At 62.6% G+C, this 22,023-nt stretch carries 32 protein-coding genes; 7 read left to right on the top strand and 25 right to left on the bottom strand.

The window, feature by feature from the left end; translation table 11 throughout:
- Nucleotides 1-40 precede the first annotated feature (40 nt).
- From NKI95_RS06930 to NKI95_RS06960, 7 genes are all read right to left on the bottom strand, one after another.
- A complete protein-coding gene (locus NKI95_RS06930; RefSeq protein WP_352715249.1) occupies nucleotides 41-769 on the bottom strand; it encodes a hypothetical protein in 729 nt (242 codons plus the stop codon).
- Nucleotides 770-1,041: 272 nt separating this feature from the next.
- Nucleotides 1,042-1,515 carry a DUF2269 family protein gene (locus tag NKI95_RS06935; RefSeq protein ID WP_352715251.1) on the bottom strand — a complete coding sequence of 158 codons (474 nt, stop codon included), beginning with the start codon at nucleotides 1,513-1,515 and terminating at the stop codon, nucleotides 1,042-1,044.
- On the bottom strand, nucleotides 1,515-2,801 hold the full coding sequence (locus tag NKI95_RS06940) for an SDR family oxidoreductase (RefSeq protein ID WP_352715253.1): 1,287 nt from the start codon (nucleotides 2,799-2,801) through the stop codon (nucleotides 1,515-1,517). The genes NKI95_RS06935 and NKI95_RS06940 overlap by 1 nt, the downstream gene beginning before the upstream one ends.
- A gap of 34 nt (nucleotides 2,802-2,835) precedes the next feature.
- Complete coding sequence (locus NKI95_RS06945; RefSeq protein ID WP_352715255.1) at nucleotides 2,836-3,174, bottom strand: hypothetical protein; 339 nt, start codon at nucleotides 3,172-3,174, stop codon at nucleotides 2,836-2,838.
- Nucleotides 3,174-3,536 carry a hypothetical protein gene (locus NKI95_RS06950; protein ID WP_352715257.1) on the bottom strand — a complete coding sequence of 121 codons (363 nt, stop codon included), beginning with the start codon at nucleotides 3,534-3,536 and terminating at the stop codon, nucleotides 3,174-3,176. The genes NKI95_RS06945 and NKI95_RS06950 overlap by 1 nt, the downstream gene beginning before the upstream one ends.
- Nucleotides 3,536-4,756: an NRAMP family divalent metal transporter gene (locus tag NKI95_RS06955; protein ID WP_352715260.1), complete on the bottom strand. Its 1,221-nt coding sequence runs from the start codon at nucleotides 4,754-4,756 to the stop codon at nucleotides 3,536-3,538. The genes NKI95_RS06950 and NKI95_RS06955 overlap by 1 nt, the downstream gene beginning before the upstream one ends.
- On the bottom strand, nucleotides 4,753-5,151 hold the full coding sequence (locus NKI95_RS06960; RefSeq protein WP_352715263.1) for a hypothetical protein: 399 nt from the start codon (nucleotides 5,149-5,151) through the stop codon (nucleotides 4,753-4,755). Before NKI95_RS06960 ends, NKI95_RS06955 begins: the two co-directional genes overlap by 4 nt.
- A gap of 219 nt (nucleotides 5,152-5,370) precedes the next feature.
- Between NKI95_RS06960 and NKI95_RS06965 the strand changes: the two genes are divergently transcribed.
- From NKI95_RS06965 to NKI95_RS06975, 3 genes are read left to right on the top strand one after another with little or no spacing between them, the layout of a single operon-like run.
- A complete protein-coding gene (locus tag NKI95_RS06965; RefSeq protein ID WP_352715265.1) occupies nucleotides 5,371-5,586 on the top strand; it encodes a DUF2934 domain-containing protein in 216 nt (71 codons plus the stop codon).
- A gap of 5 nt (nucleotides 5,587-5,591) precedes the next feature.
- Nucleotides 5,592-5,720, top strand: a complete 129-nt coding sequence (locus NKI95_RS06970; RefSeq protein ID WP_352715267.1) for a hypothetical protein — start codon at nucleotides 5,592-5,594, stop codon at nucleotides 5,718-5,720.
- Nucleotides 5,721-5,728: 8 nt separating this feature from the next.
- Entirely contained in the window at nucleotides 5,729-5,917 is a 189-nt protein-coding gene (locus NKI95_RS06975; RefSeq protein ID WP_352715270.1) for a hypothetical protein, read from the top strand.
- Here the strand turns inward: NKI95_RS06975 and NKI95_RS06980 are convergent.
- The 6 genes from NKI95_RS06980 to NKI95_RS07005 form a co-directional block, all read right to left on the bottom strand.
- Nucleotides 5,903-6,664, bottom strand: coding sequence for a GntR family transcriptional regulator (locus tag NKI95_RS06980; protein ID WP_352715272.1), 762 nt, complete (start codon nucleotides 6,662-6,664; stop codon nucleotides 5,903-5,905). The genes NKI95_RS06975 and NKI95_RS06980 overlap by 15 nt on opposite strands.
- Before the next feature lie 71 nt (nucleotides 6,665-6,735).
- Complete coding sequence (locus NKI95_RS06985) at nucleotides 6,736-7,518, bottom strand: SDR family NAD(P)-dependent oxidoreductase (protein ID WP_352715274.1); 783 nt, start codon at nucleotides 7,516-7,518, stop codon at nucleotides 6,736-6,738.
- A gap of 98 nt (nucleotides 7,519-7,616) precedes the next feature.
- A complete protein-coding gene (locus NKI95_RS06990) occupies nucleotides 7,617-8,531 on the bottom strand; it encodes a PfkB family carbohydrate kinase (protein WP_352715277.1) in 915 nt (304 codons plus the stop codon).
- Nucleotides 8,528-9,727: a mannonate dehydratase gene (gene uxuA, locus NKI95_RS06995; protein ID WP_352715279.1), complete on the bottom strand. Its 1,200-nt coding sequence runs from the start codon at nucleotides 9,725-9,727 to the stop codon at nucleotides 8,528-8,530. Before uxuA ends, NKI95_RS06990 begins: the two co-directional genes overlap by 4 nt.
- Nucleotides 9,728-9,878: 151 nt before the next feature.
- Nucleotides 9,879-10,538, bottom strand: a complete 660-nt coding sequence (locus NKI95_RS07000) for a ThuA domain-containing protein (RefSeq protein WP_352715282.1) — start codon at nucleotides 10,536-10,538, stop codon at nucleotides 9,879-9,881.
- A gap of 11 nt (nucleotides 10,539-10,549) precedes the next feature.
- Nucleotides 10,550-11,647, bottom strand: coding sequence for a Gfo/Idh/MocA family protein (locus NKI95_RS07005; RefSeq protein ID WP_352715284.1), 1,098 nt, complete (start codon nucleotides 11,645-11,647; stop codon nucleotides 10,550-10,552).
- Nucleotides 11,648-11,913: 266 nt separating this feature from the next.
- Between NKI95_RS07005 and NKI95_RS07010 the strand changes: the two genes are divergently transcribed.
- Entirely contained in the window at nucleotides 11,914-12,822 is a 909-nt protein-coding gene (locus tag NKI95_RS07010) for a dihydrodipicolinate synthase family protein (protein WP_352715285.1), read from the top strand.
- Here the strand turns inward: NKI95_RS07010 and NKI95_RS07015 are convergent, their stop codons facing one another.
- From NKI95_RS07015 to NKI95_RS07040, 6 genes are all read right to left on the bottom strand, one after another.
- Nucleotides 12,823-13,221, bottom strand: coding sequence for a DUF1801 domain-containing protein (locus NKI95_RS07015; RefSeq protein ID WP_292654454.1), 399 nt, complete (start codon nucleotides 13,219-13,221; stop codon nucleotides 12,823-12,825). It lies immediately after the preceding gene.
- A gap of 91 nt (nucleotides 13,222-13,312) precedes the next feature.
- Entirely contained in the window at nucleotides 13,313-13,783 is a 471-nt protein-coding gene (locus NKI95_RS07020; RefSeq protein ID WP_352715287.1) for a DUF1801 domain-containing protein, read from the bottom strand.
- A 4-nt stretch (nucleotides 13,784-13,787) separates the two neighbouring features.
- Nucleotides 13,788-14,018: a hypothetical protein gene (locus NKI95_RS07025; protein ID WP_292654431.1), complete on the bottom strand. Its 231-nt coding sequence runs from the start codon at nucleotides 14,016-14,018 to the stop codon at nucleotides 13,788-13,790.
- 85 nt (nucleotides 14,019-14,103) lie between these two features.
- Nucleotides 14,104-14,496 carry a VOC family protein gene (locus tag NKI95_RS07030; protein ID WP_352715291.1) on the bottom strand — a complete coding sequence of 131 codons (393 nt, stop codon included), beginning with the start codon at nucleotides 14,494-14,496 and terminating at the stop codon, nucleotides 14,104-14,106.
- A gap of 74 nt (nucleotides 14,497-14,570) precedes the next feature.
- On the bottom strand, nucleotides 14,571-14,981 hold the full coding sequence (locus NKI95_RS07035) for an SRPBCC family protein (RefSeq protein ID WP_352715293.1): 411 nt from the start codon (nucleotides 14,979-14,981) through the stop codon (nucleotides 14,571-14,573).
- Nucleotides 14,978-15,301 carry an ArsR/SmtB family transcription factor gene (locus NKI95_RS07040; protein WP_023716560.1) on the bottom strand — a complete coding sequence of 108 codons (324 nt, stop codon included), beginning with the start codon at nucleotides 15,299-15,301 and terminating at the stop codon, nucleotides 14,978-14,980. The genes NKI95_RS07035 and NKI95_RS07040 overlap by 4 nt, the downstream gene beginning before the upstream one ends.
- 198 nt (nucleotides 15,302-15,499) lie before the next feature.
- Between NKI95_RS07040 and NKI95_RS07045 the strand changes: the two genes are divergently transcribed.
- Genes NKI95_RS07045 through NKI95_RS07055 form a run of 3 tightly spaced genes read left to right on the top strand, consistent with a single transcriptional unit; the run spans nucleotide 15,500 to nucleotide 16,325 of the window.
- On the top strand, nucleotides 15,500-15,742 hold the full coding sequence (locus NKI95_RS07045) for a type II toxin-antitoxin system Phd/YefM family antitoxin (RefSeq protein ID WP_352715296.1): 243 nt from the start codon (nucleotides 15,500-15,502) through the stop codon (nucleotides 15,740-15,742).
- Nucleotides 15,742-16,167, top strand: coding sequence for a type II toxin-antitoxin system VapC family toxin (locus tag NKI95_RS07050; RefSeq protein ID WP_352715834.1), 426 nt, complete (start codon nucleotides 15,742-15,744; stop codon nucleotides 16,165-16,167). The genes NKI95_RS07045 and NKI95_RS07050 overlap by 1 nt, the downstream gene beginning before the upstream one ends.
- Nucleotides 16,164-16,325, top strand: coding sequence for a hypothetical protein (locus NKI95_RS07055; RefSeq protein ID WP_352715298.1), 162 nt, complete (start codon nucleotides 16,164-16,166; stop codon nucleotides 16,323-16,325). The genes NKI95_RS07050 and NKI95_RS07055 overlap by 4 nt, the downstream gene beginning before the upstream one ends.
- 87 nt (nucleotides 16,326-16,412) lie before the next feature.
- Here the strand turns inward: NKI95_RS07055 and NKI95_RS07060 are convergent, their stop codons facing one another.
- The 6 genes from NKI95_RS07060 to hutC form a co-directional block, all read right to left on the bottom strand.
- Nucleotides 16,413-17,669 carry an RNA polymerase sigma factor gene (locus tag NKI95_RS07060; RefSeq protein WP_352715301.1) on the bottom strand — a complete coding sequence of 419 codons (1,257 nt, stop codon included), beginning with the start codon at nucleotides 17,667-17,669 and terminating at the stop codon, nucleotides 16,413-16,415.
- An 85-nt stretch (nucleotides 17,670-17,754) separates the two neighbouring features.
- Nucleotides 17,755-18,156 (bottom strand): YciI family protein, encoded by a 402-nt coding sequence (locus NKI95_RS07065; protein ID WP_352475767.1) that lies wholly within the window; start codon nucleotides 18,154-18,156, stop codon nucleotides 17,755-17,757.
- A gap of 205 nt (nucleotides 18,157-18,361) precedes the next feature.
- The gene (locus NKI95_RS07070) at nucleotides 18,362-19,144 is read right to left on the bottom strand and encodes an ABC transporter ATP-binding protein (protein ID WP_292654399.1); all 783 of its coding nucleotides are present in this window, start codon (nucleotides 19,142-19,144) and stop codon (nucleotides 18,362-18,364) included.
- Between the two features lie 10 nt (nucleotides 19,145-19,154).
- Entirely contained in the window at nucleotides 19,155-19,952 is a 798-nt protein-coding gene (locus NKI95_RS07075; protein WP_352715303.1) for an ABC transporter permease, read from the bottom strand.
- A 97-nt stretch (nucleotides 19,953-20,049) separates the two neighbouring features.
- Entirely contained in the window at nucleotides 20,050-21,051 is a 1,002-nt protein-coding gene (locus NKI95_RS07080) for an ABC transporter substrate-binding protein (protein ID WP_502908316.1), read from the bottom strand.
- A gap of 225 nt (nucleotides 21,052-21,276) precedes the next feature.
- Nucleotides 21,277-22,008 carry a histidine utilization transcriptional repressor HutC gene (hutC, locus tag NKI95_RS07085; RefSeq protein WP_352715306.1) on the bottom strand — a complete coding sequence of 244 codons (732 nt, stop codon included), beginning with the start codon at nucleotides 22,006-22,008 and terminating at the stop codon, nucleotides 21,277-21,279.
- Nucleotides 22,009-22,023: the final 15 nt, after the last annotated feature.

The following is a 22,023-nucleotide window of genomic DNA, read 5'->3' on the forward strand; positions in this document are numbered from 1 at the left end:
CTGACAAGGGTTGTCAGGCTGCGAGTGTCCTGATTGTCAGTCATGGGTTTCGCTCCAGGCTTGCATTGGCCCAGTCATCGCCGGACTGATCGGATCCTAGCGGGGCCGGCTCAACTGCCTCTGCCGATCGCCATCCGAACTCATTCGAGCTAGGACCCGTCTCGGGCGCCCGGCCTGTTCCCGACTGGCCCGGTGCTCCGGTTTGGGCAGAGGGTGGCGAGCTCTTGATGAACCGTCCCAACGCCAGGCCTGCCAATACCGAACCGGCGATCAGCGCCCCCGAGTTTTCGCGGCCGAACCACTGAATTTCGCCAAGCACCTCGTCGAACGGTTTATCCTTCAGGGACGAGGAAAGCCGCTCGAGCCCGCCTGCGGCGTCAAGGGCGAATTTCGAAGCGGTCCGTTGATCATTGTTGGCAAGATGCTCGCTTGCCGCGCGCAATGCGCCGCTGAAGGCCTTGAGATTGGCGCTCACGTCGCGCTGCGTTCCCTCCGCCTTGTTGAACAATGCTTGCTTTGCTTCCGATGCGTAATCTCCGGCTTTCCTGGTGATCTCGTCACGCGCATCGTGGAGCGCTTCCGTCGCGGTCTGCTTTTCCCGTTGTAGTCTTTCCGAAAGCTCGCTTCTGGCGGTCTCGAAATCGGCCGTCTGACGGCCCTGATCGTCCTGGTCCTGCATGGTATCTCCTAGTGGAATCCGAGGAAGGAGAGGATTGCAAGCACGACGACGACGAGGCCGATGAGATAAATAACACTGTTCATGGCGCAATCTCCTCCACTGCGCACCGAACTTGCCTGTGCTTCCCGTGTTCCCTCAGACGTCATCTTTTTTGGTAAGCGAAGCCTAACCAGCCTCAAGACGGGATCTTGTCCTGTGCCGATGGCGGTGAGCGCGCGGTTGGAAATGATACGGGACCGGACTCCGGTGCGACTTACAGGTCGAGGCGCAGGTCCGCTCCGGGCAGATATTCGCGCTGCATGGGCCGGAATTTTTCCGCAGTGCTTTGACTGGGCATTATCGCAGGGGGACCTGCCTGCGACCTACCATTCGATTGCTGGCCGAGCGATCATCACCCAGAAAATCCCGAGTACCGCAGCGAAGGCGGGGAAGCCGAAGGCGAACCACAGCCAGAAGAGCCGATGATAGCGCGGCGGCAACGGCGCGCCTGCAGCGGCGGCTTGAGATGCCAGCTTGCGCATCTCCATTTGCATCCAGACGACCGGGAGCCAGAACATTCCGGTGAAGATATAGAGCGCGATCGAAAGTACGATCCAGCCCTCCGACAGCGAGTAGCCTGCCTGCCAGGCGAGCGCGGCTCCCGTCAAAGGTTGCGCGACCACGGCCGTCGCTGTGAAAAGGAAGTCGGCGACGACGACGATACGCGCCACCGCCGCAACCGCCGCGGCATTGCCGGTCCTGTGGGCGAGCAGCATGAAGAAAGCGATACCGGCGCCGGTGCCAAGCAGCACGGATGCGCCGATGACATGCAGAAATTTCAGCAGGAAATAGAGCATCAACGCTCCTCCAGCACCGCCAAGGCCACAAAGTGCAGCACCAGGATCGGTAACACCTTGAGGAACGGCCCAAGCGGGTCGTTCCACAGCTCTGGGCGCAGGAAACTTCCGACGGCCAGGTAGAAGAGCGAGAGCGCGATGCCGCCATAGAGGCCTTTTCGCGTCGCCGGCCGCCAGGCTATGAGCGCGCCGACGGCGATGTCGGCAAGAGCGCCGGCGAGCACGGTCGGCGCCGACAAGATGCCGGCCCCCGTGCTTTGCATCAGATCGACGCCGCCGACGTAGCCGGTGGTCAGCGACACGATCCCCGTCACGATCCAGAAGACGGGCAGGACCACGAATATCGCCGGCTTGATGAAGTACAGCCGGGCAAACCATTTTTCCTGCACCGTTGCCGGATTGAGCGCGAGGAAGCCCGCCAGGGTTTGCGGGCGTATGCCGGTCGCGGCGGTCCAGTCCGAGGGATCTCCAACCGCTCCTCGGGCGATCTCCCTGGCCGCGTTGGTGCGCATCGGTGGGCGCCAGCCGAACATCGCGGCAAGGTCGCCGAAGCGGTAGAGAAGCCTTGCAACAGCCACTGGCAAGACAAACCTGGCTGCCGGAGCCCAGCCGAGCCATCGGCGATAGCTGCCGACGACCTCGTCCATGCTCAGCTGTTCGGGACCGACAAGTTCCAACACGATGCGAGACGGACTGTCGGGATCGAGAAGGAAGACGACTGTTGAGACCACATCGTCGAGTAGTACCACCTGGAGCCGGCCGGTGCCGGGCATGGACGGCAGCACCGGCAGCGAAGCGAGACCCCGAAACAATGCGCTGGCTCCGAAGACCGGCCGGCCGAGCACCACGGACGGGCGCAGGACCACCCAATCCAGATCAAGCGCCATAAGCGCTTGATCGCCGGCCAGTTTCGTCGCCGAGAACGTCGAAGGCTGCGCCCGATCGACGCCTATCGCCGAGAAGTGGATCACCCGGGCAACCCCTGCCCGCGCACAGGCGAGGAAGAGTGCTGCCGCCGCATCGCGATGGACTTCGCGCGTCTTTTCGCGAGGGCTGTCCTGCAGGACGCCCGCGCAATTCACGACGGCGTCGATACCCCTGAGATGCGGCAACCAGTCTTCTGGCTGCAGCGCCACCGCCATGTCCAGCACCAGCAACTGATAGTTGCCGGCCCGGTTTGCGCCGGGGCTGCGGACCAATCCGATCACCTCATGCCCATCGGAAAGAAGACGTGCGACGACGGAGGCACCGATCAGGCCGGTGGCGCCGGTAACCAGGACTTTCACTGGACCCCATTCTCCGACGGCGGGAAAGTATCGTTCATTCCGGTTTATCGCCCTCGATACGCCCCTTCATACCGGAAAGTTCTTTCTTCGTGCATAACAGTCGCGGCTGCGCCGGGTCGGAGATGTCGAGCTTGTCCCAGGGAATGCGGTACATGCTGTCGCGACTGCGCAGTCGAAAGGCGTCGAGGACCGCAATGCCGATGGCCGAGGCGGACAGACGCTCGAAGGCCGCGTGGATGCCGACATGGTACTCGGTAACTACCAGGTCGTCGCCATCCGGTTCGGCGCGTATCTCCTCGATACGGCCGATGCTTTTGCCGCGCTGCGAAAGCACAGTCCTGCCAGCCAATTGCTCAAGATTGACGGTGGCCATCATCCAGCTCCCGGAATACGCCCAATGACATGATCGCGCAGCCAGTCCTGCCAGTCGAAAACCGCCGTTTCGCGGACGTCGATATCGAACTCGATGTCGACGCCGATGTCGCGCACCTTGTTCCAGGCAATGCGGTGCGGCTCGGCATGGCGCTTGCCGCCGAGCCTTGCCGCAAGCAGGGCCATCCAGCGCCCGGGTCGCTCGCCAAGCCGACGCGCCAGCGTGATCGAGCCGAGCTCGACCGCAACGATTTTAGGCGGCTTGCCTGGCCTGAGCTCGGCCACCAGCCCGTCCACCTTGCCGATCTTGACCTGCTCGCGGTCGACCACTTGCTTGTCCAGGATGTCGCGCAGCAACTCCATCACGTGCCTCCGAATATCTGCAAAGGAATGGTCACGATCGCGAGCACGAAACCGAGCGCGATGATGAAGATGACCGCGGCATTCGCTATCATGCCATTGCGGTGCTCGCCGACATAACGCTCGTCATTCAGCAGGAAGAGGAACGGCACCACGGTCAGCGGCAGGCTGGCGGCCGTCAGCGCCATGGAAAAGATGGTGAGCTTCAGCGGATCGAGGCCCAGTGCGATCGGAATGGCGGCGAGAACCAACAAGATCGTATAGACGGTGCTGAAACCCGGGTCGTCGCGCGGTTTCAGGTTCTCGCCCCAGGTCCAGCCGAAACCCTGCGCCACAAGGTAGGCTTGCTGCAGGCCGATTTCGAGCGCGGCACCGAAGCAGGCAATGCCCAGTGAAGCAACGAACAGGACAAATCCCCAGAAACCGAAGATCGGAATCAGCATCAGCGGCAGTTGGTGGTAGTCATCGACCTGCTCTATGCCGTGCGCGGCCAGCACGAGCGCCGCCACAATCAGCACACCGATAGCGATTGTGCCGCCAAAACTCATGCCCAGGCCGGCAGTGGCTCGATTGGCTCCGAGATAGCTCTTGTCCCACTTGTCCTCGATCGCTCCCGACGAATAGAACATGAACAGATAGGGCGAGATCGACGCACCAAGAATGCTGACCGCCATGAACCAGTAGTTGGCCGCGTCGTGATCCGGCAGTGTGGGCAGGGCCCCGGCCGCGACCTGCCCCCAATCGGGCTTCAGCATGACTGCGCCAACCACGAAGCACAGCGTGACCAGCCCGAGGATCGCGACGCCTTTTTCGATGAATCCGAACGTGCCTTTCCAAAGGAACAGCCATGCCAGAAACGCGACCGGCAGCGCCCACCACTGAAAGCCGATGCCGGTGGCGAGCTCGAGCGCAATGGCAACACCGCCGATTTCGGCTGCCATGACCAGGAAGTTGACCAGCAAGGTCGCAAGCAACGGCCACAGAAAGGCGTTGAAGCCAAACCGTTCCCGAATCCCGTCGGCGATGGTGTGATGGCTAACGGCGGCGAACCGGCCGGCCATCTCGACCAGGAAGATGATGCAGATCGTGCCCAGGACGACGGCCCATATCAGCTGGAACCTGAACGCCGCGCCGGCCTGAGCGGCTGTCGCCATTGATCCGACCTCGAGAAAGCCGCCAACGCTGGTGACGACGCCCAGCGATATTTCGAGCAGCTTCTTCATGATTTCGGCGTGAAATATTTCGCGTAGGACGTTCTCAGATCGGCGGCGGCGGCCCGCAGATCCTGCTGCGCGTGTTCCACTTCCGAGCGGTTGCCGTTCTGCACGGCCGTCGCCGCGCGCATTACCACTGCCGAAAGCCGTCCAACCGCCATCGTCAGACCGGCTTGCTCGCTGGGCTCAGGCGACTTGGCGGACTGGATTTGCGCACCGGCATCGGCGAGCGCCTTGCCGACGGATTGCAAAGTGCGCGACGTGTATTTCGACGGGGCTCCCCCAGCGATCCAGCTCTCCAGGACCAGCGAAGCAGTCTGTGTGGCGGAAGCGGCGGTTTTCGACTGCTGCTCAACCTGGCCGGAAGGCGAGCATGCCGTCAGTACAAATATTATCGGCAGCAAGCACGGGCGGTCCGGTCGAAGACCGACGGCTGTAACGGCATTTACAATACGTGCTTGTAGCGTTGCTGCCACACGATTGTTCTCCCCGCACCAAGCGACTTCGGCGTGAAGTTTGATCTAGAGCGCCCGGTGATCACGTCAACTGAACCGCAATGAACGGCGCTGGCAGCGCGGAACAAACCAGCGATCGCCGGATTAGGGGATGAGGAGGCAAAGGCCATGGACAGGGAAGAGCGTATCAGGCAGCGAGCCCATGAGATCTGGGAGCGCGAAGGCCGTCCGCAAGGACGCGAGCGCGAGCATTGGGATCAGGCCGTGCAGGAGATCGAAGCTGAGGGTTCCGAGGCCGAGCGCGGTCCGGTCGTGCCCGATCCAACGGTCGGGGCCGGCTCCGATCCGGAGGCACGCGGCAGCAAGCGGCGGCGAGGGACGTGAGGCCGATGCCTCGCCTCGTCGCCTGGATCGCGGTCGTACTGGTCGTGCTGTTCGCCGCCTGGCTGATGATCGGGCGCGACAGAACCGGCGGCGGAGGTCAGCCCACGCCGCACGCCATTGATCAAAATGGATAGGAGCCGACATGACGGGAGCCGATACTCATCCTGAACAAGACCCGGCGGCAGGATCGCGATCGATAGTGGAAAAGCAACTCCGCAAGGAGCAAGGCGGCGAGGGTCAAGATCGCAAAGCCGAGCCAGCTTCCGACAAATCCGGCAGCAAGACCAAGACGCTTTCGGAAGCGCGCAAGAAAGGCTCAGGCTTGGATTGAGCCGGCCGACGGCGGGCTCACACTGCCGTTTGCCTCGAAATAATAGGGATAGCGCTCCTGGACGATTTCGAGCACCTCGAAGATGCGGCGAAGATGCGTTCGCATTGCTTCTTCCGCCGCAAGCGCGTCGGCCTGCTCGAGCGCATCGACAATCCGCCGATGCTGGCCGAGGACCACCGACATGCTGTCGAGGCGCGGGAAAGACAGGAAGCGGAAGCGGTCCATGTGCAGCTTCGCCGCGCTGATGTCGGCCCAGATTCCGGGGAACCCGGCATGGCTGGCGATGTGCTGGTGGAACAGCTCGTCCGACTTGAAGAAGCGCCTGTCGTCCGCGATGGAGGCGAACGTCTCCTGGACCGCCAGTTCGCCTTTGAGCATGGCAAGCAGTTCGGCACGGCGGGGGCTCTCGACCGCGCGCTTGATCAGGCCGACTTCGAGCGCTTCGCGCAGGAACTGCGATTTCTCGAGATCGGCGATCCGCAGCGGCGCCACCATGCTGCCGCGCTGCGGATAAATGTCGATCAGGCCAAGACCGGCCAGCCGGGCGAGCGCCTCCCTGACCGGCGTGCGGCTCACGCCGAGGGCTTCCGACATCGCCTTTTCAGAAATCAGCTCGTGCGGCTTCAGGCGGAAGGTCAAGATCTGGTCGAGCAGAACCTCGAACGTCCTAGCCCCAACTGAAGCGCCGGGGCCGGTTTCGCCCAGCCGCCCCTCAGTGAGGGTCCGCATTCCCAAAAGCCCTGCCATCGGCAATCCCCTTAAAGGCTCTGCAGCTTCAAGCCGTTCATGAAATGCCTGCGCAAGCAGCAGCGCCGGCGCTATTCCTTGCGCGGAGAACCGCCGATGCGCGCCAGCAGCCCGCCATCGACGCGCACGACCTCGCCGGTGACGAAGGAGGCATCATCGGACAGCAGGAAGGCAACGACTGCGGCAATCTCTTGCGGCCGGGCGGTACGGCCGAGCGGATGCATGTTGTCGAGGATGCGCAGGATCTCGTCGGGCTTATCGTTGAGCTTGACCGCATCCCTCAGCATCGGTGTGTCGACCGCTCCCGGAGCGACGGCATTGACGCGCACGCCGAGCGGCGCATAGTCGACGGCCATCGATTTGACCAGGCCGATCAGGCCGTGCTTGGCCGTGCTGTAGGCCAGAACCCCTTCCTGGCTGGCCAGACCCTGCACCGAGCTCATATGGACGATGGCGCCGCGGCTTTGGCGCAGCAGCGGCATCGCCGCGCGGGAGAGCAGATAGGCAGCCTTGAGGTTGACGTTCATCACCTCGTCCCAAAGCGCCTCGTCCGTGGTCTCCACCGTTCCGTAACGCTGGATGCCGGCATTGTGGGAGAGCATGTCGAGCCCGCCGAACGCGGACCGGGCAAGCTCGACGGCGCGGCCGCAGGCTTCAGTGTCGGCGGTTGAGCCAAGCACGGTGTGCACGGTCTCGCCGCGCGCCGAAAGCTGCGCCGCGACCTCGTCCAGCTGATCACCCGCCCGGTCGAACAGGATCAGGTCGACGCCTTGCTCGGCCAGCCTTTCGGCGACGGCACGGCCGATGCCCATGGCCGCCCCGGTGACGAGTGCGCGTTTTTTGAATTCAGCCATTTATCCTCCCAAGAACAGCTGCGCAGTGACTACCATGGTAGTCGATCGGCGCCATTTGACGTGCCCTTCTTTGCGAACCGGCCCAAGCGTGTTCGGCTTCATGTCGATCCTTGCATGAAAGCCAGCGTTTCCGCGCGCGTCGGTGCGCCAAGACGTCCGCCAAAGCGCAGGCATTTCAGGGCGGCGGCGGCGCTGGCCACCGCTATGGCCCGCTCTTCGTCCCAACCTTCGGCCAGACCGAGAGCGAAGGTGCCGTGAAACACGTCGCCTGCCGCCAGGGTGTCGACGGCTTCGACCCGCGGCGACGGCAGACGACGGACATCATTGCTGCCCGAGTAGCGGAACGCGGTGCCGTTCGCCCCATCGGTGACGGCCACGAAGGCGCCGGTCCGTTCGCCGAGAATAGCGACGGCAGAGCCGGCGGATATCTCCGGACCGCAAAGGATGCGTGCCGCCGGCAGCGATGCAACGACATGCGAGGCGAGCGGCAGCAGCCGGTCGAGCACCGGTCGAGATGCGACATCGGCGTCAAGGATCGCCGGAATGCCGCATTCTCGAGCCTTCGCCAGCGCCAGGGCGGCGGCTCCGGGCCAGCGGACATCGACCAGCACGGCGTCGAAGCGGGAAAAATCCGCCGGCGGAAGGCGGTGCGGATCGGCTTGCGTGACGGCATCGTAGAAGGGCACAATCATACGCTCGCCGGCGGCATCGACCAGGATCGTGGCAATGGCCGAGCGGCCACCTTCAACCCTGCGCACCAGCGAACAGTCGACCCGCTCCGCCTCCATCTGGCCGATGACATCGCGGCCGACCGCGTCGTCGCCGACGCTTGCCCATAGCCAGACCTGCCCGCCCTGGCGGCTGGCCGACGCGGCGGCGCTTGCCGCCATGCCGGCCGCGATCTGCACGGCCTCGCTTGGCAGGAACTTGCCGGCGCCGGAGGGCAGGACATCGAGGCGCAAGATCGTGTCGTAGGTGAGCGCGCCGACGCAGAGCAGGCGGGGCGCCGTCATTGCAGCCGGTAGCCGCGCTGATGGGCAATCGCCGTCATCACGCCTCTCAGTTCGGCAAGGCCGCGAAGACGGCCGATCACGGGGTAGCCGGGATGGGTGTGCCGCGCGGCGTCATCGATCAGCTCGTGGCCATGATCCGGGCGAAACGGCAGCAGCGCCGCCTGTTCGCCGGCGTCGCGGCGGCGTTGCTGCTCGTCGAGCAAGATCGAGACCACCGACACCATGTCGACATCGCCGCTCAGATGCTCGGATTCCATGAACGAGCCGTCCAGGTCCTTGCTGACGTTGCGCAGATGCACGAAGTTGATCTTGTGCGCAAAACGTCTGGCCATGGCGGGCACGTCATTGGCCGGGTTGGCGCCCAGCGACCCCGTGCACAAGGTAAGGCCGCTATGGGCCGATGGCACCGTGTCCAGGATAAAGGCGATGTCGTCGGCGTTCTTGACGATCCGGCACAGGCCGACGAGATCGCGCGGCGGATCGTCCGGGTGGATCGCCAGCGTGACGCCCGCCTCTTCGGCCGCCGGCAACACGTTTTCGAGAAAACTGACGAGGTTCTCGCGCAGCCGGTCGTGCGACAGGCTCGACTGCTCGGCAACCACTTCGCGCAATTCCGCTATGTCGTAGCGCTTGAAGGCGCCCGGCAGGCCGGCCATGATGTTGGCGAGCAGACGCTCTTTTGACGTATCCGGCGTCGTCTCGAACCATTCGCTCGCCCGCTGGAGAACATCGGACGCATAGTCGCGCTCAGATCCCTTGCGCTGCAGCATGTAGCAATCGAACGCGGCAAGCTCGTGCATGTTCATGCGGAGCGCCCGTCCGCCGCCCGGCAGCGGCGCAGCCAGGTCGGTGCGGGTCCAGTCGAGGATCAGCATGAAGTTGTAGCAGACCGTGCGCACACCGCAGGCGCCGAGATTGCGTAAAGTCTGCCTGAAATTGTCGTAGAGCCGATCGAGATCGCCGCGGCCGAGCTTGATGTCCTCGTGCACGGGGACGCTCTCGACGACGCTCCATTTGAGGCCCATCGCCGGATCCGCCTCGATCAGCGCCTGGCGCTGCCTGATGGCGTCGATCGGCCAGACTTCGCCGTAAGGGATGTCGTGCAGTGCCGTCACTATCCCGGTCGCGCCGGCCTGCCTGGCATGGGCAAGCGTAGCCGCGTCGCTCGGGCCAAACCATCGCCACGTCTGCTCCATTCGACCTCCAGCTACGGAATTCCTTATGAGACCGCAAATGTATTGCATACTACCATGGCAGTCAATCGGCTGCAGTTCGGGCCTGTGTGTCAGCCTTCGGACGGCCGTTCTTTGAAAGATTACAACGATACGTGGCGTTCAGATCGAATGGCTACGCAAGATCCGCGTCTCGGCTGGCCCAAATCGCGCCGCGTTCGAACATCGTGCGCATTTGCGGCACGGTGAACTCGTCGGCGGTGTGGCCGAGCGCGCTGTAAAAGACGCAGCCGTTGCCGTAGCGGCGCTTCCAGACAACCGGCATGACGACGCCAGCGATGAAATCGAGATGCTCGCCGGTGAAAGTAGTCGTCGCCAGCACCTCGTTGGTCGGATCGACATGCATGTAATACTGCTCTGAACGGTAGGCGAAGCCGTCGATGCCTTGCATGATCGGATCGTCTGGCCTGGTGATGTCGACGTGATAGTCGATGATGTTGCCGGGATGGGCGACCCACTGGCCGCCCGTCATGAACTGATATTCCGGTTCGTTGCGGAAGCTGTCGCACATGGTGCCGTGAAAACCCGCAAGGCCGGTGCCGGCCCTGACGGCGCTGGTCAGGTTTTGCAGCTCCGACTTTTCGATCGTCGACATGGTGATCACCGGGACAATGAGATCGAGCTTGCCCAGCTGCGGATCGGCAAGTGCCGAAGTCCCCTGCTCCAGCTGCACGTCGAAGCCGTTGCCGGCCAGCATCTCCTTGACGATTTCGGCGCTTCGGGCCGGGGTGTGACCTTCCCAGCCGCCCCAGAAAATCAGTGCCGTCTTGCTCATCGCATTATTCCCTATTCCAGAATTCCGAAAGGCAGGTCGGCGCGCATCGGCGCCGGCCGGGCGCAGCCATATCTCAGGTCGATACGCTGCCCTATCTCTGCTGAAGAGATGATCGATTCCATGATTTCCAGGACATGGAGGGAAAGATCGAGACTAGCACGGTGCTGTCTGCCGGAGACGATCGCCTGCGCCATGTCGGCAAGGCCGAGGCCCCGGTAATTGCCGTCGCCATAGGAATGGATCTGATCGGCCACGGTCCAGTCGCCCTTGCGCTGGCTGGTCCTGATGTCGCCCTGGAACTGATTGGGATCGGAGACGATCATCGAGCCGGTGGTTCCGTAAAGTTCGATGTGATTGTGTTCATGCTTCCAGACGTCGAAGCTGGTGGTGATCGAGACCGCGGCGCCATTCTCGAATGTGAGCAGGCCGGAAATATGGGTCGGCACCTCGACCTGGATCGTTTCGCCCTGGCGCGGTCCAGAACCGATGGTGCGGGTGGGATAGGATGACTTTGCCTGCCCGATCACCGATTTTGCCGGACCCAGAAGGTTAACCAGGCAGGTCAGATAGTACGGTCCCATGTCGAGCATCGGCCCACCGCCGGGCTGATAGTAGAAATCCGGATTGGGATGCCAGAGCTCGTGGCCGGGCACCTGCATGAAGGCAGTGCCGGCGACAATGGTCCCAACCGTATCCTCATCGACCAGCCGCCGCGCCGTCTGGTGGGAGCCGCCAAGAAAGGTGTCGGGTGCGCAGCCGACACGCACGCCCTGTTCGCGTGCGGCCGCAACGAGCCGCTCGGCGTCGTTGAGCGTCGTTGCCAGCGGCTTCTCCGAATAGACGTGCTTGCCTTGCCCGACAGCCTGCAGGCCGACCGGCACATGATGCTGCGGCGTCGTCAGATTGACCACGATCTCGACGCGCGGATCGGCCAACAGCGCGTCGACCGGCATGGCAGCCAGGCCGTAGGCCGCTGCCTTGGCCTCGGCCGCCGTCCGATTGATGTCGGCGACGCCGACAATGTCGAGCACCGGAAATTGTGGCGACGCCTTCAGATAGGCATCCGAAATGTTGCCGCAGCCGATAATGCCGACACCGATCCTCCGCATGGGCTTCTCCTCAAAAGGCGGCATTGATGAAACAGCAGAACTCGTTTGTCACCCCCCTTTCGGCCAGACGACGTTGTCCCGTGACAAGGATATACCTCGAGGGCCTCAGAACCGCCGCCCGATCACAATCGCGCGTCTATGCGCGAGCCGCTTGCTTTCGAGGCCGAACGGCCGGTACTCAGCAACACTGCTTCATGTAGCTTGCTCGACACTCTTGTTGCCGGGCGTTGAGCACTGCACAGATTTTCACCGGTAGAAGGACGCACATGATCCGCCCGCAAGGAACCATCGCACCGATCCTGACGCCGTTCGAGAACGACGGCCGCATTGCCCGCGACCTCTGGATATCACACGCCAAGTGGGTGCTGGATCAGGGAGCGCATTTCCTGTCGCCGTTCGGTACCACGGGCGAGGCGTTGTCCGTCTCGTTGCGCGAGCGCATGCAAGCGCTGGAGTGGCTGGTCGAGGCTGGCATTTCGCCGGGCAGTCTGATGCCCGGCACTGGCGTCACAGCACTTGCCGAAACCGTCGAGCTGACCGCGCATGCGGTCGGTCTCGGCTGTGCCGGGGTGATGGTGCTGCCGTCGTTCTTCTATACGGCCGCCGGCGACAACGGTCAGGCCCGCTACTACAGCGAGCTGATCGGACGGGTGGCGAACCCGGCGATGAGGATGATCCTCTACCATATCCCGCAGAATTCCGGCGTACCGGTGAGCCCGGCGCTGACCGCCCGATTGAGCGAAGCGTTTCCCGATGTCGTGGTGGCTTACAAGGACAGCGCCGGCGATTGGAACAACACCGCCGAGGTCATTGCCGCGGCACCAAGGGTCGCGGTCTTCCCGAGCTCGGAAGCACAGCTGACCAAAGGCCTCGCCCACGGTGCTGCCGGCTGCATCTCGGCGACAGTCAATCTGAATGCCGCAGCGATCCGGGCCCTCTACGACGCAGCGCTGGCGGGAGAGGACACTACCGACGCGGATGCCGCCATCAAGGCGTTCCGCAAAATCATCCAGGACGCCGGCCTCATCTCCGCGATGAAGGCAGTGCTGGCGGTACGGTCTGGCGACAGTCGCTGGCTGAACCTGCGCGCGCCGCATGAGAACGCGACGCAAGCCACCGGCGAAGTTTTGCTCGCCGCTCTCGGCCCGCTAGCCGACCATATCGGCCGGAGCTGACTATCGGGCCGTGTTCAGGGCGGCAGCAGCGCGTATCAGCGCCTTGAACGCATTCTCATCTATGTCCTCGCCCTCACGGATATCGATGGCGCGCCTGGTGTTGCCTTCAAGGCTGGAGTTGAACAGGCCTGAAGGATCCGGCAGGGAGGCGCCCTTTGCGAAGGTCACCTTCACGACGTTCTTGTAGGTCTCGCCGGTGCAGATTATTCCGGCGTGCGACCACACCGGAACACCTCGCCACTTCCACTCCTCGACCACTTCCGGGTCAGCCTGCTTGACGAGAGCGCGGACATGGGAAAGCGTCTTGCCTCGCCAATCGCCCAGCTCACTGATCCTCGCATCGATCAGCTGAGAGGGAGAGCTCTCTGCATTTCCTTCCATAGAGCCACTCTTCATCATCATTGTCGCTTTCCCTGCGGTTGTTGCCGCTCGCCCGTCAGATGAATACCGCTAGTCGGCACCGGGTTTGCGGGAATGACTGGCATTCCACTCACATTCGCTCGCCAGGCAACTGGCTGGCTTGCTTTACCCAGTCGGTGAGTTGAGCTTCGTCGAGCTGGTCGTCCTCGCGGATGTCGAGGTAGCGCACGTCCTTGTGCTTGGACTCGCCTGGAGGGACAGGCTGCAGCGACGTGCCGCGGAAGAAGGCCAGCTTGATGTACTTTGTGAAGCAATGGAAGTTGAGGAACCAGCCTTGACCCTCTACGCCATAGAAGGGCGAGTTCCATTTGACGGCCTTGCGCAGGTTGGGAACGTTGTGCTCGATGAGTGCGTCGAGGCGGCGCCCGACGTCGCGTTTCCAGCCCGGCATGGCCGCGATGTAGGCCTGCACAGGAGCGTCACCATCACCCTTCGGGATCTGCGGGTTGCCGCCTGCGAGGAGGACCGGCTTTGCGGCTGCAGGCTTCGCGGCTGGCTTCTTCACGACCGCCGATGACTCGATAGACGTCTTATTGGCCATGCATTCACTCCAGTGCGCCGGTGCCCCCCGCGCTGCGCCACTTGGGCGCGTAAGGCAGCACGAACATGTACAGACCGGTAAGCAGGAGCAAGCCTAGCGGAAGCAGCGGCAAGAGGTATACCCAGTAGGCGGGTTCCTTGCCTGCTCCCAAGCTGATGAAGATAGCGGCGACGACCGCCGCAAAGATAATCGACAGCCAGCGGTGGATCTGCCGAACCCATTTGTTCCAATCCATTGAGACCTCCTCTGAAGACGAACGAGCGGATCGGGCGGCCCGTTTGGCGGCTCTCGCCGGGCAGCCACGCCACTGAACGCGTGCTTTACCAGCGCGCCAGCTGGGTGATTTGAACGAGATTGCCGCAGTTGTCGTTCAGCTGGGCGATGGTCGAGCCGGTTACTTCGGTCGGCGGCATGGTGAACTCGGCGCCGCGCGCTTTGATGCGCTCGTAGTCGCCCTTGATGTCGTCGGTGAAGAACATGACCGCGGGCTGGCCCTGCTGGAAAATGGCTTTCTGATAGGTCTTTGCGGCCGGGTTGTCATTGAGCGCGAGTTGCAGCTCGGCACCGTCCGGCCCGTCGGCTGATGCGACGGTCAGCCAGCGAAACGGCCCATTGCTGAAATCGGCCTTCTTCGTAAAGCCGAGCGTTTCGGTGTAGAAACCCAGAGCCTTTTCCTGGTCGTCCACGTATACTTTGGTCAACTTGATCTTCATTGGCTTGCCTCCATTATCGCCCCGCCATCTGCCGCTCTGTAACAGAGCCCTTGCTTGAATAGCGCCCGCGGATCTCAGTCCGTCCGCGCCAGAACCTGCTCCAGATCGTCAAAGAACCTCGGCCAGCCGACTTTGGCACCCCGGAAGTAAGGCTGCTGATCCGGCCGGAAGCCCGACTGTTCCATGCGCAAGCGGGCTCCGGTGCTCGTGGGGGTCAGGGTCCAGGAGACGACACTCTTGAGATCCTTGGTATCCCACGTGTAAGTCAGCGTTCTGTTCGGCTCGACCGTCTGGACCTGACATTCGACAGAGCCCCAGGCTGCGTGAAGATTGAAACGGTGGTCCGCGACAGGTTTGAAGTCGTTTTTCATGAGCCACTCTTCGATCAGATGTGGTTGGGTGAGTGCGCGCCAGATCTTCTCGGGCGGATAAGCGATTTCCCGTTCGACAATGACGGAGAGCGTTTCGGTCGCGATTTCGTTCACTGGTCCATCCTTTTGAGCAGGTCTTCGAGGTCGTCGAACCGGCTCTGCCAGAACCCGGTCATCTGGCTTGTCCAGTCGATCAGGGGGGCAAGCGCAGCAAGCTGCGCGCTATAATGGGTCTGCCGTCCTGCATGGCGGTCGCGCACGAGCCCGGCTTGCCTCAAAACGCCGAGATGTTTTGACACGGCCGGTTGCGAGATCCCGGCCTGAGCCGTCAGAGCCCCGACCGTCTGCTCTCCTTCACGACACAGTCGCTCAAAAATAGCGCGCCGAGTCGGATCGGCAAGCGTTCTGAAGAGCACATCGTGAGCGTTTGGCATTGGGATCGATAACCCTTCGGCTATTGATCGATGTATAACCATCGGGATATGTATGAGTCAAGCGGGAAGCGGCATAATTCTCGTTGCAGGAGCGATCACCTGCTTCGCTCACGCAGCCAGTTGCTCATTCGCCGTGCTCTGCACTGGAATTGTCACGCGTTATGCGCTACATGACCATCTACATGGTCAGGAGCTGAGATGGACGCGGTCAATTTGGCGGACGCCAAGGCACATCTGAGTGAGCTCGTCGACCGGGTCGAGGCTGGAGACTCGATCGACATAACCCGGCGTGGCAAGCCGGTCGCCAGGCTCACGGCCGTGGCCCGCCCTCGCAAACGGATCGACGCCGGCCTGCTCCAATCCCTGACCGCAACCATGCCTCTGCAGGCCCAGGTTGCCGCCGATCTGGTGCGATCGATGCGAGATGGCGATCGCTATTGATGTTCTATCTCGATACTTCGCTGATCGTCGCGGCGCTATCCAACGAAGCCATCACCGCGCGCGTTCAGGGCTGGCTGGCGGAGCAGGACCCAGCGCAACTTGTGATCAGCGACTGGACCATCACCGAGATATCCTCCGCCATGGCGACCAAGCTTCGGACCGGACAGATCGACCTGGAGCAGCGCGCTGCAGCGCTCGCGATGTTCAATAAGCTGGTCGCTGAGAGCTTCACCATGCTGCCGGTGACGGGCGGGCATTTTCGGGTCGCCGCGAAATTCGCCGATCAACATATGCTCGGGCTTCGTGCTGGCGACGCCCTGCACCTCGCGGCGGCATCGGAGCATGGCGCCACGGTGTGGACCCTCGACCAGCGGCTCGCCGAGGCAGGACCGATTATCGGCGTGCCGACGCAGTTGCTGGCATGATCGAGGCCCTCTCCTCCAAAATGAATATACCCAAGCCGCGAAAACCGATTGGCTCGATTCACGCTGGCTGCGATACACTTTTGTCAGAGGACATGCAGCACGCAATGGCGCTCGACGAAGGCTTGCGCATCGTTAATCCCTTTCGCGTTGCGAGCTGATCGCGCTCATTGAAGGGAGCTGGCCGTGAGCGAACTGGCGGCTTTCGATGTTGCCGAGCGGCGCTTCAGGCACGGAGAGCGATGCTGTCAACCACAAGCGTCTGCGCGGGCGAGGAGAAAGGCCGCCTCGCGCACGTTGCGGGTGAGCTTGGCCGCAGCCTCGAATTCGGCGCGGGCCTCGGCCAGCCGGCCGGCCCGAAACAGAAAATCGCCCCTCGCCGCTGGCAATGGCGCATAATTGCGCAAGGCGGCGGCGTCGGCAATCTCGTCTACCAGCCGCAGGCCCGCTTCGGGCCCGAAGGCCATGCTGTGGGCGATCGCCCGATTGAGATCGACCACCGGCGAGGGCATCACTGCACGCAGCCGGTCGTAGAGCGCTGCGATGCGGGGCCAGTCGGTATCGGCCGGACTGCGCGCCCGCGCGTGACAGGCTGCAAGCGCGGCCTGCAACACATAGGGGCCATCGCCCCCGAGGGCTTCGGCACGGGCCAGCGCGTCAAGGCCTCGGCGGATCAGCAACTGGTCCCAGCGCGCGCGGTTTTGCTCGGTCAGGGTCAAGAGGGCGCCGTCCGGCCCGATGCGTGCCGGCAGGCGCGATGCCTGGATTTCCATTAGAGCCAGCAGGCCGAACACCTCGGCATCCTCGGCCATCAGCCCCGCCAGCATGCGGCCCAGCCGTTGTGCCTCCAGGCACAGGCCCGGCCGGACAAGGTCGTCGCCGGCCGTGGCAGCATAGCCTTCATTGAAGATGAGATAGATGACCTCCAGCACCGAGGACAGACGCGCCGCACGCTCGGCGCCGCGCGGCACCTCGAAGCTGAGCCCGGCCTTTCCGATCGTCCTCTTCGCGCGGACGATGCGCTGGGCGATCGTCACCTCGCTTGACAGGAAAGCACGGGCGATCTCGTCCGTCGTCAGGCCGCCGATGACGCGCAGCGTGAGCGCCGCGCGGGCGTCGGCCGAAAGTATGGGGTGGCAGGCTGTGAAGATGAGGCCCAGCAGCTCGTCGCCAAGATCGTCGTTCATGGCCATTTCGTTTCCCTCGGCCGTACCGTCGCACTCGCCGTCCAGCTCCCGCGCGATCTCCTCATGCTTGCGCTCGCGCATCTTGTCGCGACGGATCGCGTCGATGGCGCGGCGTTTGCCGACCGTCATCAGCCAAGCGCCGGGATTGGCCGGAACGCCGGCCCTGGACCATTCGGACAGGGCTATGACGAGGGCGTCCTGCACCAGTTCCTCTGCAAGGTCGACATTGCGCACGAGGCGGACCAGGCCCGCAATGAGCCGGGCCCGTTCAATGCGAAAAATCGCCTCGATCGCCTGCTGCGTCTCGCCTGCGGTCATGCTGCCTTGTCGGCCAAAGCCATAATGGAGGCAAGCAGGTTGCGGCCGACAGTCTCAGTTGCCGCTGCGCTTCTCGCGCGTCCGGTCATGGATTTCCGTGACCTCCGGCGTCAGATTCCCATTGCCAATCAGCCATCTCGTACAGCGGCCGGATTTCAATCTCGCTCGGTCCCGGCATGGGATTGGGGCAGCGCTTCACCCAGGCGACCGCCTCGTCCATGTCCTTGACTTCCCAGAGCCAAAAGCCGGCGACCAGTTCGCGGGTCTCGGCGAAAGGCCCGTCGATGACCGTCCGGCGGGGACCATCGAACGCAACGCGCTTGCCCTGCGAGGAGGGCTTGAGGCCGTCGGCGTCGAGCAAGATGCCGGCATTGCGCAGCTCGTCGTTAAATCTGCCCATCGCCTCCATCGCTTCCTTCGCCTCGGGCGTGGGGAGAAAGCCCTTTTCGCTGTCCTCGGTAGCCTTCACGAGCACCATCACACGCATCGTCTGTCTCCTTGTTGAGCCGGCCTCACCGGCCGGCATCGAAACGACGAACGGAGTTTAGGAAATCGACATTGTCCTGCAAATTTTTTTCGAGGTTGAGGAGCAGGACGCCAATGGCGGCTCCCCTGGTCGGGAATTTGCGATGGCGCGATATCGAGATTGGGCGCAACGCTGGTCGCCGATTGTAAGTAATTGAGTGGCCCGCCTAAACCATTTCGGGACGTTTTGAGGCCTCGCGGATCGCCTTGTGCACGCTGCGCTGCAAATCCATGAAGGCCGGGGTTTCCATGACCTCTTCCCGGCGCGGGCGCTCGATGTCGACATTGAAGGTCTGCATGATGCGTCCCGGGCCGATCCCCATCACGATGATGCGGTCCGACAAGTAGACGGCTTCTTCCACATCATGGGTGACGAAGAGCACGGTGAGCCTGTGCTCCTCCCAGATCTGCGTCAGGAGTTCCTGCATCTGATGCCTGGTCAAGGCATCGAGCGCGCCAAAGGGCTCGTCCATCAGAAGCATTTTGGGTCGATAGGAAAGAGCACGCGCTATGGCCACCCGTTGCTTCATGCCGCCCGAAAGCTCGGACGGATAGCGATTGGCGCTGTGCGGGAGCTTGACCAGATCGAGATGCTCGCGTGCTATCCTGCGGCAGGTCGCGCGATCATGACCCGCGGCCTTGAGGGCGAACTCGATGTTCTGCTGCGCCGTCAGCCAGGGAAGCAGGGTGTAGGACTGGAAGACGACGCCGCGGTCGAGGCCCGGCTGCAGGATCGGCGCGCCATCGATGGCAAGATCTCCGGCGTCGAAATCCTGCAGTCCGGCAACGATCGACAGCAGCGTGCTCTTGCCGCAACCCGACGTGCCCACCAGCGAGACGAACTCGTTGTCGGCAAGATCGAGATTGATATCGCGCAGCACTTCCGTGCGCCGCGCGCCAGTGCCGAAGCTCTTGTGGAGACCTTTGATCCGCAGTTTGGGCAAACTCATCGGCCTGGCCTCATTGCACGTGGCCTTCCTGCCGGAACAGCACTTTTCCCAGTGCCTTCATGACCTGGTCGGTGATGAGACCAAGCACGCCCAGCAGCAGGATGTACCCAATGATGGTGTTGGTCTGGAAATAGCGCTGGGACACGGTGATGCGGTAGCCGAGGCCTGATGTCGCCGCGACAAGTTCCGCCAATACCAGCCAGGTCCAGGCCCAGCCGAGACTGATGCGCAACGTATCCCAGATGCCCGGCAAGGCGCTGGGAACCACAATGCGCGTCAGGATCTTGCGATCCGGCAGCCCGAGCGTCCTGCCAAGGCCAATGAAATCAGCGGGAACCCGCTTCACATTGTCCATGATCATCAGCACCTGCTGGAAGAAGGTGCCTATGAAGATGATCAGGAACTTCTGGGCATCGCCTGTCCCCGACCACAGGATGGAGAGGGGCACGAAAGCGACCACCGGCATGTAACGGATGAAATCCACAAGCGGCTCGATCGCCGCTTCCCAGGTCCTGAAGCTGCCGATCAGCACGCCAATCGGAATCGCCAATGCCGAGGCGATGAGGAAGCCAATGGAAATACGGTATATCGAGGTCCTGAGATCCAGCCACAGCGTGCCGTCACCCGAGAGCTTGCCGAGTTGGGTCACCACGCTTCCCGGCGAGGGCAGGAAAATTGGCTTTACCAGTCCCAGCCCCGTTGCCGCCCACCAGGCGAGGCCGAGGCCGGCAAAGACGGTCACTGCAATCATCATCAAGCGCGAGGGTGCGAGGGGCGCCCCTAACCCGTCGGATCGGCGACGGAGCATCGGTTGCTTGGTCACCGGCCTCGGTACTGCGTGAGACGGGCTCGTTTTGGTGGCACGCTGCTCGGACATTTGCGTCACCACCGCGAGCCGGCCCTCGTCATTTCGCGGCCTTGACGAATGACGGGTCGATCATCTGCTCCGGCGTCACGTCCGCCTGAAGCAGCCCGGCGTTCTTGGCGGCCGCTTCGACATCGGCGAATATCTTGGTGGAGAATTCGCCCATCAGCGCATCCTTGTTTTCGGCGAGACTATAGTAACGCACGCCATCAAAGGCGGTGTTGAGGTCTTCGACGCTCGAACCAACCGCCTTGGAGATGATCGCCCGGCCGTCGGGCGTGTCGGCGTTGTAGGCCTTCAGGGCCGCATCCCAGGTCTTGATCATGGCAAGCACCTGGCCAGGACGCGACTTGATCACCTCATCGCGCACCACGAACACGTCGCTGATCAGGCCGGGATCTTCGCCTGCGGTGAAGAGTAGCTTGACATCCTTGTTCTGTGCCCTGGCGGCGGTGAGATAGGGCTCATAGGTCACCGCGACCGGGACCTGGCCGGCGATCAACGCACTGCCGGCATCCGCCGCCGGCATTGGTACCGGCTGGACATCGGCGATGGACATGCCGTTCTTGGCGAGCGCGTATTTGAGCAGGATGTCGCTCGTCGTGCCTTCCTCGAAAGCGACCTGTTTGCCCTTGAGGTCGGCGACGGAGGCGACGTCCTTGCCGGCGATCATGGCGTCTGCCGTCATGCTGACGTCGAGCAGAAGCACGATCTTCACCGGCAGGCCGGCCGCAACCATGCCCATAGCCGTGTGGGTCGCGATGTTGGCGGCATCGAGCTGGCCGCTCGCCAGGGCGGCGTTGATGTCCTTGTCCTCGGCGAAGTTCACGATCTGCACGTCGGACAGCCCGCTTGCCTTGAACAGGCCCTTGGCCTCGGCGACGTGCCACTGGCCATAGCCAAGCCATGGCTCGATGCCGATCTTGAATGTTCCTGCCTCAGGCGTCGCCGGAATTGTCGTGTCGGCCGCGTAGGCCGCCGGGGCAAACCCGACGGCAGCAGCCATAACGAGTGCCCGAAATTGTCCTGCTAGGTTACGCATCATCTTGTTCCCCTTGATGATCAGGCCGCTTTTTTGAACCAAACATCCGGCCTGGTGAGAATGCGGGCTTCTGCTCTTGCAGCACCGTGCCTCGGCATCTTAGCTGTCCGTTCAACGAAAGTGCGACGACACTTCAACGTCAGCAACGGCGGATGTCAAGGCTAAATACATACATGCATATACAAGTTAGACCCCTCCTTCCAACTCTGATTCGCTTCACTGCGATCAGGTCTTTTTGGACGGAGAATACCGACTGCCAAGCGAGTAGCGGCTTCCAACGTAAGTCAGCTTGCTGATCGTGGCAACGACGGCGCCCGTCCATGTCCGGCGATGCAGAAACAGGCAGCAGCTTGCGACATCGATGCCCAGATGCCGCGCCGTCTCGGCATCGGCAGGAGTCGCCGAGATGATGTGCTCGACCTCCGTCACCGGGGTTTTTTGCATGAGATAGTCGTAGGTCGCCGTCTTGGAAAAGTCCTGCTTGTCATAGTCGGGTATCAGGCTCGGGTTGACGAAGCGCTCTTCCAGTTGCACAGGCAGGTCGTTCTCGAAGTTGACGACGATGGAATGATAGACCGACGCGCGCCTTGCGAACTCGAAAGAAAGCGCGAGCTCCTTTGTCGGCATGATCTTTTCGAGGACGATAACCTCGGAGCGATGCCTGTTTCCCCGCGCGACAATTTCCGCCGCGATGTTGTTGATCTCGATCAGTGCGGATTGCGGTCGAGGTGGCGCGATGAATGTGCCGACGCCCTGGAGCCGGATCAAAAAACCCGCAGAGGTCAACTCCCGCAAGGCACGGTGGACCGTCATCCGAGACACGCCGAGTGTCGCCACGAATTCATTTTCGGACGGCAGCTTCCGGTCCTTGCTCCATCGCCCCGTTCCGATGTTCGTCAGGATGTAGTCCTTGACCTTCTCGTAAAGAGGGCTGGCGGTGTCGGGCAAAGTGATCATTTCAAAAATCCTTTC

This window comes from Mesorhizobium sp. M0306, assembly GCF_040321655.1.
Taxonomy (GTDB): domain Bacteria; phylum Pseudomonadota; class Alphaproteobacteria; order Rhizobiales; family Rhizobiaceae; genus Mesorhizobium.